We start from the raw sequence: 12,545 nt of genomic DNA, 5'->3' as shown, positions 1-12,545 counted from the left end.
TCGCATGTGAAAGAACGACATGAAGGTAGTCATTTGTGGCGCGGGGCAGGTCGGTTACGGCATTGCCGAGCGACTGGCGCAGGAAGACAACGACGTTTCGGTGATCGATACGTCGGCGGCGCTGATCGCCAACATCACCGAGAGCCTCGACGTGCGCGGTTACGTCGGCCATGGCGCGCATCCGGATGTGCTCGCCAAGGCGGGTGCTGACCAGGCCGACATGCTGATTGCGGTCACGCTGTCCGACGAAGTCAACATCGTCGCCTGTGAAGTGGCGCACGCGATCTTCAACGTGCCGACGAAGGTTGCGCGCATTCGGGCGCAGAGCTATCTCGCGCCTGAGTATGCGAACCTGTTTTCGCGCGAGAACGTGCCGATCGACGTCACCATCTCGCCCGAAGTTGAGGTCGGGCGGCTCGTGCTGCGGCGCATTTCCTTTCCCGGCGCGATCGACGTTGTGCGTTTCGCCGATGACCGCATCGCCATGGTCGCCTTCGAGTGCCTGGAAGACTGTCCCGTCGTCGGCACGCCGCTGCAACAGTTGAGCGAACTGTTTCCTGACCTGCTTGCGACCGTCACCGGCATTTTCCGCAACGGCAAGGTGATCGTGCCCCATTCCGACGACCAGTTGCAGGCGGGCGATATCGCCTATGTCGTTTGCGATCGGGATCATGCGCGGCGCACGCTTACGCTCTTCGGCCACGAAGAGCAGGAGGCGCGGCGCATCATCATTTTCGGCGGCGGCAATGTCGGCTATTTCGTCGCCAAGACGATCGAGGAACACCAGCCGCGCACGCGGGTGAAGCTGATCGAGAGCGATCGCGACCGCGCGGTGATGATGGCCGACAAGTTGAGCAGCACGGTCGTCCTCAACGGGTCGGCCATGGACCAGCGGATCCTCGCGCAGGCCGATGTCCAGGACGCCGATCTCGTCGTGGCGCTCACGAACAACGACCAGATCAACATCCTCGGCAGTATGATGGCGAAACACCTGGGTGCAAAGTCCACACTCGTCCTCATCAACGAACCGTCCTACCAGGATTTTGCCGCGACTGCCGGCGTCGACGCCTATGTGAACCCGCGCGCGGTGACCATTTCGCGCGTGCTGCAGCATGTCCGCAAGGGCCGCATCCGCTCGGTCTATGCGGTGCAGAAGGGCATGGCCGAGGTGATCGAGGCCGAGGCTCTGGAAACGTCGCCGCTCGTCGGCAAGGCCCTGCGCGACCTCGAACTTCCCGACGGAATCCGCATCGGCGCGCTCTATCGCGACAAGACGTTCATCCGCCCTGATGGCGCCACCCGGATCAAGGCGAAGGACCGCGTCGTGCTCTTTGCCACGGCCGATGCGGTGCGCCATGTCGAGCAATTGTTCCGCGTCAGCATCCAGTATTTCTAAGGTCGAGACGATGTCCCGAATTGCCTATGTCAACGGCGCCTACGTGCCGCACGCGGACGCCGGCGTCCATATCGAGGACCGCGGCTATCAGTTTGCGGACGGCGTCTACGAGGTCTGCGAGGTGCGTCACGGCTATATCGTCGATCTCACCCGTCATCTCGATCGCCTCGGCCGCTCGCTCAGCGAACTGCGCATCGACTGGCCGATGACAAGGGCCGCGCTCGTCCACGTGATCCGCGAAGTTATCCGGCGCAACCGGGTGAGAAACGGCCTGTTCTACATGCAGGTCACGCGCGGCGTGGCGCGCCGCGATCACGTCTTTCCCGTAGCGGAAACACGCCCGTCGATCGTGGTGACGGCGAAGCGCACCGACGCTGCAGCCATTGCCAGGAAGGCGACCCATGGCATTGCGGCGATCACGGTGCCGGAAAACCGTTGGGATCGTGTCGACATCAAGTCGGTCGGGCTTCTGCCCAACGTGCTGGCGCGCCAGAAGGCCAAGGAGGAAGGCGCACAGGAGGCGATCTTCGTCGATGCCGACGGCACGGTGAAGGAAGGCGCAGCGACCAATGTCTGGATTGTCGATCGCGACGGAAACCTGCGCACACGACCGGCAGAACACGGCATCCTCAAGGGAATCACCCGCACCACCTTGATGGATGTAGCGGTGCCGCTTGGGCTTAAAATCGAGGAGAGGGCGTTCTCGGGCGATGAGATGCTCGCGGCGCGCGAAGTGTTTATTACGGCCGCCACCAGCATCTGTTTTCCGGTCGTTTCGATCGACGGCAAGCCGATCGGCAACGGCCATCCAGGAAGCATAGCACAGAATATTCGCGAAGCCTTTTTCGGCGTTGCGGAAAAGACATTGATTTGATACCAACTCTGAAGAGGTGTCGGGGAAGGTACTTGTGGCGCCTCTGATTGCTGAATTTGACAAAAATGCACCGGCGCAAAACGCCGGCAAATAAGAAAGAAGCGGCGCGATGGCGGAACGTTCTCAAAACTTGCAGGATCTCTTTCTCAATACGGTCCGCAAGCAAAAGATTTCCTTGACAATTTTTCTCATCAACGGCGTCAAGCTTACCGGCGTTGTAACCTCGTTCGACAACTTCTGCGTCCTGCTGCGTCGCGACGGCCACTCGCAACTGGTCTACAAGCACGCGATCTCGACCATCATGCCCGGCCAGCCGCTGCAGATGTTCGAGAACGAAGAAGCCGCATCCTGACGGGACGTTAGGCACATTACCAAACGTGATTCAAAATTGTCGTCGATCATTCCGGAGCTCGAGAAGCTCCGCGACGACATGCGCGCGGTCGTCATCGTTCCAGTCTTGAAAAAGACCGGACGGCAGTCCGCAGATATGCTCTCGACCACCACGACGCGCTCGGACGAAAGTCGCCTCGAAGAGGCGACCGGTCTCGCCATGGCGATCGATCTTGAGGTCGTGCATGGCGCCATCGTTCCGGTGGCGCAGCCGAAGCCGGGCACCTTGCTTGGTACCGGCAAGATCGAAGAGATTGGCCACATCCTCGTCGAGCTCGATGCCGGTCTTGTCATCGTCGACCATCCGCTGACGCCGGTGCAACAGCGCAATCTCGAGAAGGAATGGAACGCCAAGGTCATCGACCGTACGGGCCTCATTCTCGAAATCTTCGGCCGCCGCGCCTCCACCAAGGAAGGCACGCTGCAGGTCGATCTCGCGCATCTCAACTATCAGAAGGGCCGCCTGGTCCGAAGCTGGACCCACCTTGAGCGCCAGCGCGGCGGTGGCGGCTTCATGGGCGGTCCGGGTGAAACCCAGATCGAAGCGGACCGGCGCTTGCTGCAGGATCGCATCGTCAAGCTCGAGCGCGAGTTGGAGCAGGTGCGCCGCACGCGGCAGTTGCATCGCTCTAAGCGCAAGAAGGTACCGCACCCGATCGTCGCCCTCGTCGGCTACACCAATGCCGGCAAGTCGACGCTGTTCAACCGCATGACCGGGGCAGGCGTTCTGGCCGAGGATATGCTGTTTGCGACGCTCGACCCGACGCTTCGGCGGCTGAAGCTGCCGCATGGCCGGATGGTCATCCTCTCCGACACTGTCGGCTTCATTTCCGACCTGCCGACCCATCTGGTCGCCGCGTTTCGCGCGACGCTGGAAGAGGTGCTGGAGGCGGATCTGATCCTGCATGTCCGCGACCTCTCGGACCCGGACAACCAGGCACAAGCAAGCGACGTTCTCAGAATCCTGTCCGATCTCGGCATCGACGAGAAGGAGGCCTCCGAGCGCCTGATCGAGGTCTGGAACAAGATCGACCGGTTGGATGACGAATCACGCGAGGCATTGCGCGGCAAAGCGGCGACGTCCAACAACACGGTTGCCGTTTCCGCGATCACCGGTGACGGCGTCGACGAACTGCTCGCCGAAATCGGCCGTCGTCTTTCCGGCGTCCTGACGGAATGCACTGTCGTTCTCGGCATCGATCAGCTGCAGCTTCTGCCCTGGGTCTACCAGCACGCGATCGTCGACGGTCGCGAGGACCTGGAAGATGGGCGGGTGAGCCTTGATCTCAGGTTGACCGAGAACGAGGCCTCCGAGCTGGAGCGTCGCCTCGGAAACGGGCCGAAGCCCGTCGAGGAAGACTGGTAAGCTGTAGCTTTCCCGGGGTTGGCGGCTAGCCGCTGTCGGCCTCAGCTTTGGGAAAGGGGACGCATGGCGGGCACGCGGCCCGCTCGTTCTAGCCCAGCTGTCGCTCGATCGCCTTGGCTGCCTGCCAGAGCTCTTCCATCCGCTCCAGCGTTGCCTCATCCAGCGTCTCGCCGGCCGCGCCGAGTTCCCGCTCGATATGGGCGAAGCGGCGGCGGAATTTGGTGTTGGTGCCGCGAAGCGCCATCTCCGGATCGGTGCCGACATGGCGCCCGATGTTCACCACGGCAAAGATCAGGTCGCCCAGTTCGTCGCTGACTTTGGCGCGGTCCTTTTCTCGCAGAGCCTGGCGCAACTCGCCGATTTCCTCCTCGATCTTGTCGAGGATCGGTTCCGGCTCCGACCAGTCGAAGCCGACTTTTGCGGCGCGCTCCTGCAGCTTCAGGGCTTCTACGAGCGCCGGAAATGAGCGCTGCACCGAGCCCAAATGGTTTGCGGCTGCATCAGGCGCGAGGCCGCGCTTGGCGCGCTTTTCTTGCCGCTCGGCCTTTTCGGCCTGCTTGATCTCATCCCATTGCAGCTTCACCGCCTCGGGCGTATCGGCGTCGGATCGGGCAAAGACATGCGGGTGCCGGCGGATCATCTTGCGGGTCACCGCCTCAACGACGTCGCCGAAAGCAAAGTCGCCGGCCTCTTCGGCCATACGGGCGTGGAAGACCACCTGCAGCAGCAGGTCGCCGAGCTCGTCGCAGAGGTCGTGCATGTCGCCGCGCTCAATGGCGTCGGCAACCTCATAGGCCTCTTCGATCGTATAGGGCTTGATGGTCTCGAAGGTCTGGACGATGTCCCAGGGGCAGCCGGTCTCGGGCTGGCGGAGCGCCGCCATGATGTCGAGCAGGCGCGTTACGTCGCGTGAAGGTTCCATGGATCTCAGTTCAGCGGAATGGCGTTGTCGTCCTTGCCCGACTGGTAGCTGTCGGAAAGGCTCTGGTAGCGGGCGCGGATGCGGGCATCCTGGGCGGAAAGCCGATCGCGGGTTTCGGCATCGGCGTCTTTCGAGAGTGCAGCAATCGAGGCCGAGTGCCAGAAGGCGTTGTCTTGCGCGTAGCCACCCGGTTCCAGCCGGAAGACCTCTTTCAGGATCTTCAGGTCGTGCGGGATCGCAAAGGCGTCGCGCGAATCCTCGTGGCTGAAGAAGTAATAGAAATTGTCGAAGCCGGCCCAGGTGATGGCCGAAAGGCACATGGAGCAGGGCTCGTGCGTCGAGAGAAAGATGAGGTCGCGGGTATCAGGCTTGTCCACCATCTCGTAGAAACGCTTCAGCGTGTGCACTTCGCCGTGCCAGAGCGGATTTTCCGTCTCGTTGTTGGTTTCGGCAAGCACCAGCGACAGATCGGACTTGCGCAGGATCGCGGCGCCGAAGACCTTGTTGCCGGCGGCAACACCCTTTTCGGTAAGCGGCAGGATATTCTGCTCGATGACGGTCAAAAGCCGTTCGGCGAGTTCGGGTTTTGTCATGTCTTGGGCCTCCGGCAGGTCGTTGACGGCATTTAACGGAGGTTACCCATGCGGCGCAATGGCCGCGCCAAGGTCGGCGATTGAACAGGCTCGGAGATATTTGCTCAAAATGGTGCACCGCCGAGCAAAACAATACGTGCCTGGAAAGGCATTGAAATTTCTGTTCCTTCAATTGTCGTGCGCCATAAGGGATATTCGCCGCAGCCTGTAGAAGGAATGACCGCAAGACCATGTCGCAGCAGCTCGCCGTTTTCCCCGCATTCTTTCGCGTCGCGCAAAAGCGCGTGGCGGTTTTCGGCAATGGCGACGAAGCCTTTGCCAAGGTGCGGCTGCTGCTGAACACCGAAGCGTCGATCGTCGTCTTCGCCGACGCGCCGGAAGCGGAGTTCGCACAATACCTTCGTGACCGTGGGATCGAACATGTCGCGGCCGCCTTCGCACCCGAGCAGCTCGACGGCGCTATTCTCGTTTTTGCCGCCACCGGCAATGCCGTCGAGGATCAGCGCATCGTCCGTGCAGCGCGTGAACGCAAGATCCCGGCAAATGCCGTCGACCAGCCCGACTTCTGCGACTTCTTCACGCCGGCGCTCGTGAACCGTGCCCCCGTTGCAGTCGCCATCGGGACCGAAGGGGCAGGACCCGTTCTGGCGCAGATGATCCGTGCGCAGATAGATCAGCTGCTGTCCCCCTCGCTCGGCGTCGTTGCTTCGCTTGCCGCGAGCTATCGCGAGGCCGTCGATCGCCTGGTGCCGCGCGGCGTTGCCCGCCGCATGTTCTGGCGCCGGTTTTTCCAGGGGCCGGTGGCAGACAAGGTCGCCGGCGGCGATCTGGCTGCTGCCCGCCGTGAGGCTTCGCGTCTGCTCGATGCGCCCGAGAAGGCGAGGGGCCATGTCTGGCTCGTCGGTGCCGGTCCAGGCGCTGAAGACCTGCTGACGCTCCGCGCCCAGCGCGTGATGATGGAAGCCGATGCGATCGTTTATGATGCGCTGGTGCCGCAGACGATCGTTGATATGGGTCGTCGTGACGCCGAGCGCCTGTCGGTCGGCAAGCGCAAGGGCTGCCACACCAAGTCCCAAGACGAGATCAACCAGCTGCTGGTGACGCTGGCTGCCGAAGGCAAGCGCGTCGTCCGTCTGAAGTCCGGAGATCCTTTGGTTTATGGCCGCGCCGGCGAAGAGATGGCGGCGATGCGCGAAGCCGGTATCAGCTACGAGATCGTCCCGGGTATCACTTCGGCCTTCGCCGCGGCGGCCGATTTTGAACTGCCGCTGACGCTTCGCGGTGTTGCCTCCTCGCTGGTCTTTACGACCGGCCACGATCTGACCGGCGAAGTCCTGCCCGATTGGGCGCGGCTTGCCGTCTCGGGTGCAACGATCGCCGTCTACATGGGGCGGACAGTTGCGGCGTCGGTCGCCGGTCGTCTGATGCAGGCAGGCTTTCCGCCGGAAACGACGGTTGCCGTCATCGAGAATGCCAGCCGCGCCGATCGTCGTCTGCTGCACGGCACGCTGAAGGACCTTCCGGATCTTGAAAACCGCAGCGAGCTTGCAGGTCCGGTGATGGTCATCATCGGCGAAGCCGTCGCCGGCGCCAATTTCGAGCGGTCCGAACCGCTCGTCGCAGGCAAGGCGCGTGGCGAGAAGAAAAACATTGAAGCCGCTTTCGGGCGCGACGAACAGATTTTGAACTGAGGAAGAGGTCATGGTGAGTAAGGTTTTGACGGCAAATCGACTTTCGGACGGCATTTCCGTCTGGCTGGATGCCGCGGGCAACTGGGTCGAGCAGCTTCAGGATGCCTTCATCGCTCGCCATGCCGAGGCCGTGACGGCGCTCGAAGCCACCGGTAAGCAGGCGTTCGATGACAACAAGGTCGTCGATGCCAACGTCGTCGACGTCGAAGAGATCAACGGCACACTTCGCCCGCTGCGCATGCGCGAGCGCATCCGCGCTGAAGGCCCCTCGATCCCCTACGCTGCCGGCTACAATGGCCTTTCCGGCCCGAAACACGCTGCCTGAGGAACCGATACCCGATGTACCGTTACGATGAATTCGACCACGCCTTCGTTTCCTCCCGCGTCGAACAGTTCCGCGATCAGGTCGAGCGGCGACTGAGTGGCGAGCTTGCCGAAGACGCCTTCAAGCCGCTGCGCCTGATGAACGGCGTCTACCTGCAGCTTCACGCCTATATGCTGCGCGTCGCCATTCCCTATGGCACGCTGTCGAGCCGCCAGATGCGCATGCTCGCCCATATCGCGCGCAAATATGACCGCGGCTACGGCCACTTCACCACGCGCCAGAACATCCAGTACAACTGGCCGCGTCTGTCCGACACGCCGGATATCTTGCAAGAGCTCGCAAGCGTCGAGATGCATGCGCTCCAGACCTCGGGCAACTGCATTCGCAATGTGACCGCCGATCACTTTGCCGGCGCGGCCGCCGATGAGGTCGCAGACCCAAGGCCTTACGCCGAGATCTTGAGACAGTGGTCGAGCGTACATCCGGAATTCTCGTTCCTGCCGCGCAAGTTCAAGATCGCCGTCACTGGCGCTGAGCGCGACCGTGCCGCAATCCAGGTCCATGATATCGGTCTGCACCTGAAGAAGGACGAAAACGGCCGCATCGGCTTTGCAGTCTATGTCGGCGGTGGTCAGGGCCGCACGCCGATGATCGCCAAGAAGATCCGCGACTTCCTGCCGGAGGAGGACCTGCTGTCCTACACGACGGCGATCATGCGCGTGTACAACCTGCACGGCCGCCGCGACAACAAGTACAAGGCCCGCATCAAGATCCTCGTACACGAGACCGGCGCCGAAGAATTGTCGCGTCAGGTCGAAGTCGAGTTCGCGGCCCTCAAGGACACCGAGCTGAAGCTGCCGGAGACCGACATCCAGGCGATCTCCACCTATTTTGCGCCACCGGCCCTCGAAAACCGTGCTGAAGGCTGGGAGAGCCTCGCGCGCTGGAAGAAGACCGATCCCGAGTTTGCCCGTTGGGTGCAGCAGAATGTGCAGCCGCACAAGCACCCGGACTACGGCATGGTGACGATCTCGCTGAAGCCGATCGGCGGCATTCCGGGCGACGCCAGCGACGCGCAGATGGATGCCGTTGCCGATATTGCCGAGGAATACGCCTTCGACGAAATCCGAGTCAGCCACGAACAGAACCTGATCCTGCCGCATGTGGCGCTGGCCGATCTCGAGCCGGTCTACCGCGCGCTGGTCGCCTCAGGTCTTGCCACTGCCAATGCCGGCCTGATCACGGATATCATCGCCTGTCCTGGGCTGGACTACTGCGCACTTGCCAATGCGCGCTCCATCCCCGTGGCGCAGGAAATTTCGACCCGCTTCGGTTCGCCCGAGCGTCAGGCCGAGATCGGTGAGTTGAAGATCAAGATCTCCGGCTGCATCAATGCCTGCGGTCATCACCATGTCGGCCATATCGGGCTGCTTGGCGTTGAAAAGAAGGGTGCGGAACTCTATCAGATTACGCTTGGTGGCTCCGGCGACGAGAACACCTCGATCGGCGAGATCATCGGCCGCGGCTTCGAACCCGAGAAGGTGACCGACGCCGTCGAGACCATCGTCGACACCTACTTGGGACTGCGCCGCGACGGTCAAGAGACCTTCCTCGAGGCCTATCGCCGCGTCGGCCCCCAACCCTTCAAGGATGCGCTCTACGGCAGCGCGCAGGAAGCTGCCTGAGGCGCTGAGGAACGGAAATGACGAAAATCTGGAAGGAAACCGGTTTCGTGGGCGATGATCCCTGGGTCATCGAGACGGAGGAAACCAAGGCAGGCTCGAACGAGAAGGCGATCGTCGGTCTCGACGCGTTCCTGGCCAAGGTTGCAGACAGCGACGAAACCGGTCTTGGCGTGGTCATCGCGCCGGCAGACGACGTGACGAAGCTCGCACCACACCTTGATCGCCTTGCGCTGGTAGCCGTCGCGTTCCCGGCGTTCAATGACGGCCGCGCCTTCAGCCATGCGTCGCTGCTGCGCGCGCGGCTTGGTTTTACCGGCGAGGTGAGGGCGGTCGGCGACGTGCTGATCGACCAGATCCCGCTGATGCTGCGCTGTGGCGTCGAAAGCTTCGCTGTCAGCAATGCGACAGCGCTGAAGCGTTTGTCCGAAGGACGCCTGCCGGGCATTGCTGTGCACTACCAGCCGACCGCCAAGCCCTCGACCGATGCTAAATCCTATAGCTGGCGCCGGGTGTCATAGGGTAGGGTTGGCCGCGACAGTGTGAAGCACGCCGAAATCCCCAAAAGCGACTATATTTGGAAGAGATTTCCTTTCAACAAGGCGCAGCTTGGAATATCGGCTTATTGTTGATAGACAGGGTCATCATTTACAGGACTTGTAGCTAAGATGAATGCTCCGGCAAAAACGGAAGATTTCGCGATCCAGGCACCGGCAGGCGTCTACGTCGAGACGGTGACCAGCGTTGAACACTATACGGATCGGCTCTTCCGCTTCCGCATGACCCGCCCTGCCGAATTCCGCTTCCGCTCGGGCGAATTCGCGATGATCGGCCTGATGGTCGGCGACAAGCCGGTCTATCGCGCCTATTCGATCGCTAGCCCCGCCTGGGACGAAGAACTCGAGTTCTTCTCGATTAAGGTGCCGGATGGCCCGCTGACCTCGCACCTGCAGGGGATCAAGCCGGGCGACAAGGTGCTGATGCGCAAGAAGCCGACCGGTACGCTGGTGCTCGACGCGCTCGTTCCCGGGCGCCGTCTCTACATGTTCTCGACCGGCACCGGCATTGCGCCCTTCGCAAGCCTGATCCGCGATCCCGAGACCTATGAAAAGTTCGAGGAAGTGATCCTCACCCATACCTGCCGCGATGTTGCCGAACTGAAATACGGCTTCGATCTGGTCGAGGAAATCCGGAACCATGAGTTCCTGAACGAGATTGTCGGCGACAAGCTGCGCCACTACGCGACGGTGACCCGCGAAGACTTCCCGTTCAAGGGCCGCATTACCGACCTGATGGTAAACGGCAAGTTCTTCTCCGATCTCGGCCTGCCGCCGCTCGATCCAGCTGTCGATCGCGGCATGATCTGCGGCTCGACCGCGATGCTGAAGGACACCAAGGAAATCCTCGAGGCCGCTGGTCTCACCGAAGGTGCGAACAACAAGCCGGCCGAATTCGTGATCGAACGCGCCTTCGTCGGCTGACCCATTTTTGTGCAGTTTATCGTTAGAGGGGCGCCCCAAGGGTGCGCCCCTCGTCGTTTAAGGCGAAATGCCATCGAGCTATGCGTCGGCGGTAGTTCCGCCCTGCCCATTCTGCGTACCGCCCTGCGGTCCGAGCGGCTATCGTGCTCCTGCAAATCTTCATAGCGTGCGCACGCAGACATGCGAAAATAAGCGCACGACGAACCAAGCCCGCGCCGTCCTGTTATGAGCCTCGTGGGCCATTTCTGGGAGTGCCCGATGAGTCATGTTCCGCCAACCGACCTGGAAGCCAGGATCCGCTGCAAATCGCTCCGTGATCGCATCGCTACGCCGGAAGAGGCGGCCGCGCTGATCAAGGACGGCATGACCATTGGCATGAGCGGCTTCACCAAGGCCGGTGACGCGAAGGCCGTGCCGCTTGCCATGGCCGAACGGGCCGCACGGGAGAAGTTTCGCATCACGCTGATGACGGGCGCCTCGCTCGGTCATGACATCGACAAGACGCTGACAGAGGCGGGTGTTCTTGCCCGGCGCCTGCCGTTCCAGTCGGACCCGGTTCTGCGAGCGGCGATCAACCGCGGCGAGGTGATGTTCATCGATCAGCATCTCTCGGAAACCGTCGAGCAGTTGCGGTCCGGCCAGATCAGCCCCATCGACTATGCGGTGGTCGAGGCGGTGGCGATCACCGAAGACGGCGGCATCGTTCCGTCGACATCGGTCGGCAATTCGGCAAGCTTCGCGATCCTGGCGAAGAAGGTGATCGTCGAGCTCAATCTCAGCCACAGTCCCGAACTCGAAGGCCTGCACGATATCTTCATTCCGGCGAAGCGACCGAGCCGCACGCCGATCCCGGTCGTTGCTTGCGATAGCCGTGCGGGCTCGCCCTACATTCCTGTCGATCCGGAAAAGATCGTCGCAATCGTCGTCACCGAGAAAGAGGACAGCGCCGCACGGATCTCTCCGCCGGATGCGGAGACGACGGCGATCGCCGGCCATCTGATCGCCTTCTTGCAGGAGGAGGTGCGCAAGGGCCGCCTCGACATGACGCTCAACCCGCTGCAGGCGGGCATCGGCGTCATCGCCAATTCGGTGCTGGGCGGCCTGGTCGACAGTCCGTTCCATGATCTGCGTATGTATAGCGAGGTGCTGCAAGACAGCACGTTCGAGCTTTTCGAGGCCGGCAAGCTGAGCTTCGCCTCGGCCTCGTCGATGACGCTTTCCAGCGCCTGGGCTGATCGCGTGTTCCGCAACATCCGCGCCTACAAGGACAAGCTGGTGCTGCGGCCGCAGGAGGTGAGCAATCATCCGGAGATCATTCGGCGCCTCGGTGTCATCGGCATCAACACGGCGCTCGAATTCGATATCTACGGCAACGTCAACTCGACCCATGTTGGCGGTACCGACATGATGAACGGTATCGGCGGCTCCGGCGATTTCGCCCGCAACGCCTTCCTGTCGATCTTCGTCGCCAAGTCGGTTGCCAAGGGCGGGGCGATATCGTCTGTCGTGCCGATGGTGTCCCATGTCGACCACACGGAGCACGACGTCGATATTCTGGTGACCGAGCATGGTCTTGCAGATCTGCGCGGCCTGGCGCCGCGGGAGCGCGCACCCGTCATCATCGAAAACTGCTGCCACCCGGCCTATCGGGAGCTTTTGTCGGATTACTTCAATCGTGCGGTCGCCACCCGTGGCGGACAGACCCCGCATATTCTGGAAGAGGCTTTCGACTGGCATGTGCGCCGGCTGAAGACCGGCAGCATGATGCCGACGGCCTGAAGTGTGTTGAAGAAACAACCGTGAAAGCAATCGCTTGCCGTTGTTT

The 12,545-nt window shown here is 61.9% G+C and carries 12 protein-coding genes; 10 read left to right on the top strand and 2 right to left on the bottom strand.

From position 1 onward, the window contains the following. Nucleotides 1-19 precede the first annotated feature (19 nt). The 4 genes from trkA to hflX all read left to right on the top strand — a co-directional run bounded on the left by trkA (nt 20) and on the right by hflX (nt 4,026). Nucleotides 20-1,396 carry a Trk system potassium transporter TrkA gene (trkA, locus tag BLU15_RS12625; protein WP_034795767.1) on the top strand — a complete coding sequence of 459 codons (1,377 nt, stop codon included), beginning with the start codon at nt 20-22 and terminating at the stop codon, nt 1,394-1,396. 10 nt (nt 1,397-1,406) lie between these two features. Further along, nucleotides 1,407-2,270 carry a D-amino-acid transaminase gene (locus tag BLU15_RS12620; RefSeq protein WP_090295701.1) on the top strand — a complete coding sequence of 288 codons (864 nt, stop codon included), beginning with the start codon at nt 1,407-1,409 and terminating at the stop codon, nt 2,268-2,270. A 109-nt stretch (nt 2,271-2,379) separates the two neighbouring features. After that, the gene (gene hfq, locus BLU15_RS12615; RefSeq protein WP_003535434.1) at nt 2,380-2,622 is read left to right on the top strand and encodes an RNA chaperone Hfq; all 243 of its coding nucleotides are present in this window, start codon (nt 2,380-2,382) and stop codon (nt 2,620-2,622) included. 78 nt (nt 2,623-2,700) lie between these two features. Beyond that, a complete protein-coding gene (gene hflX, locus BLU15_RS12610; RefSeq protein ID WP_060517394.1) occupies nt 2,701-4,026 on the top strand; it encodes a GTPase HflX in 1,326 nt (441 codons plus the stop codon). An 88-nt stretch (nt 4,027-4,114) separates the two neighbouring features. Here the strand turns inward: hflX and mazG are convergent, their stop codons facing one another. Both mazG and BLU15_RS12600 read right to left on the bottom strand, forming a co-directional pair. After that, the gene (gene mazG / locus BLU15_RS12605) at nt 4,115-4,948 is read right to left on the bottom strand and encodes a nucleoside triphosphate pyrophosphohydrolase (protein WP_090295698.1); all 834 of its coding nucleotides are present in this window, start codon (nt 4,946-4,948) and stop codon (nt 4,115-4,117) included. Between the two features lie 5 nt (nt 4,949-4,953). Then, nucleotides 4,954-5,541 (bottom strand): nucleoside deaminase, encoded by a 588-nt coding sequence (locus BLU15_RS12600; protein ID WP_090295696.1) that lies wholly within the window; start codon nt 5,539-5,541, stop codon nt 4,954-4,956. A gap of 230 nt (nt 5,542-5,771) precedes the next feature. Between BLU15_RS12600 and cysG the strand changes: the two genes are divergently transcribed. From cysG to BLU15_RS12570, 6 genes are all read left to right on the top strand, one after another. Further along, nucleotides 5,772-7,232, top strand: coding sequence for a siroheme synthase CysG (cysG, locus tag BLU15_RS12595; protein ID WP_090295693.1), 1,461 nt, complete (start codon nt 5,772-5,774; stop codon nt 7,230-7,232). A gap of 10 nt (nt 7,233-7,242) precedes the next feature. After that, nucleotides 7,243-7,557, top strand: coding sequence for a DUF2849 domain-containing protein (locus BLU15_RS12590; protein WP_034795732.1), 315 nt, complete (start codon nt 7,243-7,245; stop codon nt 7,555-7,557). Between the two features lie 14 nt (nt 7,558-7,571). Beyond that, nucleotides 7,572-9,242, top strand: a complete 1,671-nt coding sequence (locus BLU15_RS12585) for a nitrite/sulfite reductase (protein WP_034795728.1) — start codon at nt 7,572-7,574, stop codon at nt 9,240-9,242. 17 nt (nt 9,243-9,259) lie between these two features. Next, nucleotides 9,260-9,760 carry a DUF934 domain-containing protein gene (locus tag BLU15_RS12580; RefSeq protein WP_034795725.1) on the top strand — a complete coding sequence of 167 codons (501 nt, stop codon included), beginning with the start codon at nt 9,260-9,262 and terminating at the stop codon, nt 9,758-9,760. 147 nt (nt 9,761-9,907) lie between these two features. Then, nucleotides 9,908-10,720 (top strand): ferredoxin--NADP reductase, encoded by an 813-nt coding sequence (locus tag BLU15_RS12575; RefSeq protein ID WP_034795721.1) that lies wholly within the window; start codon nt 9,908-9,910, stop codon nt 10,718-10,720. A 258-nt stretch (nt 10,721-10,978) separates the two neighbouring features. Beyond that, nucleotides 10,979-12,499 (top strand): acetyl-CoA hydrolase/transferase family protein, encoded by a 1,521-nt coding sequence (locus tag BLU15_RS12570; RefSeq protein WP_090295691.1) that lies wholly within the window; start codon nt 10,979-10,981, stop codon nt 12,497-12,499. The last annotated feature ends 46 nt before the right edge of the window (nt 12,500-12,545 follow it).

It is taken from the genome of Ensifer sp. YR511 (assembly GCF_900103045.1).
GTDB lineage: Bacteria > Pseudomonadota > Alphaproteobacteria > Rhizobiales > Rhizobiaceae > Ensifer > Ensifer adhaerens.
This window is presented reverse-complemented; position numbering and strand designations above follow the sequence as displayed.